The organism is Paracoccus niistensis, assembly GCF_042432925.1.
GTDB lineage: Bacteria > Pseudomonadota > Alphaproteobacteria > Rhodobacterales > Rhodobacteraceae > Paracoccus > Paracoccus niistensis.
Map to the genome: position 1 here is coordinate 1 of NZ_JBHLWE010000074.1, position 1,214 is coordinate 1,214.

Annotated in this window: 1 protein-coding gene; it reads right to left on the reverse strand. The window is 66.1% G+C overall.

Annotation, left to right across the window (positions count from 1 at the left end; all coding sequences use genetic code 11):
- Window positions 1-76 precede the first annotated feature (76 nt).
- Window positions 77-1,214, reverse strand: a 1,138-nt coding sequence (locus tag ACFFII_RS17490) for an acyl-CoA dehydrogenase (protein ID WP_377700154.1), incomplete at its 5' end; no start/stop codon positions are given.

Genomic DNA, 1,214 nt, shown 5'->3' on the forward strand with positions numbered 1-1,214 from the left:
CCGCACGCACCCGCGCCTTCACGTTGTAGTCAATCACGCGCTTGACCGGCACAAGAAGCTTCATGGCTGCATCTCCTCAGAAGAACGCCTGCAGGCCGGTCTGGGCACGGCCAAGGATCAGGGCGTGGACGTCGTGGGTGCCTTCGTAGGTATTGACGGTTTCCAAGTTCACCATATGGCGCATCACCGGGTATTCGTCCGAGATGCCGTTGCCGCCGTGCATGTCGCGGGCCACGCGGGCGATCTCCAGCGCCTTGCCGCAGTTGTTGCGCTTGATCAGGGAGATCATCTCGGGCTGCATCTTCCCGGCCTCGAACAGCCGCCCCACGCGCAGGGCCGCGTTCAGCCCCAGCGTGATCTCGGTCATCATGTTGGCGAGCTTCATCTGGTGCAGCTGCGTCTGCGCCAGCGGTTTGCCGAACTGCTTGCGGTCCAGCCCATACTGGCGTGCGGCGTGCCAGCAGGCCTCGGCCGCGCCCATCGAGCCCCAGGCGATGCCGTAGCGCGCCCGGTTGAGGCAGCCGAAGGGACCGCCCAGCCCCTCGGCGTTCGGCAGCAGCGCGTCCTCGCCCACCTCGACCTCGTCCATGACGATCTCGCCGGTGACACTGGCGCGCAGGGACAGCTTGCCCTCGATCTTCGGCGCCGAAAGACCCTTGGTGCCCTTTTCCAGCACGAAGCCCCGGATCTTGCCGCCATGCGCTTCGGACTTGGCCCAGACCACGAAGACATCGGCAATGGGGCTGTTGGTGATCCACATCTTGGACCCATTCAGCACATAGCCGCCGGGGGTCTTCCTCGCGGTGGTCTTCATGCCGCCGGGGTCCGAGCCCGCATCCGGCTCGGTCAGGCCGAAGCAGCCCACCCATTCGCCCGAACAGAGCTTCGGCAGGTACTTGCGCCGCTGCTCCTCGGACCCATAGGCGTTGATCGGATGCATGACGAGGCTCGCCTGCACCGACATCATCGAGCGGTAGCCCGAATCCACCCGCTCGACCTCGCGCGCGACAAGGCCGTAGCTCACGTAGCCCGCGCCGGTACCACCGAACTCCTCGGGGATGGTGACGCCCAGCAGGCCCAGTTCTCCCATCTCAGTGAAGATGGCGCGGTCAGTGTGCTCGGTCCGGAAGGCCTCGCGCACGCGGGGGGCGAGGTGGCCTTGGGCATAGCTCCGCGCGGTGTCGCGGATCATGCGCTCTTCCTCGGTCAGTTCG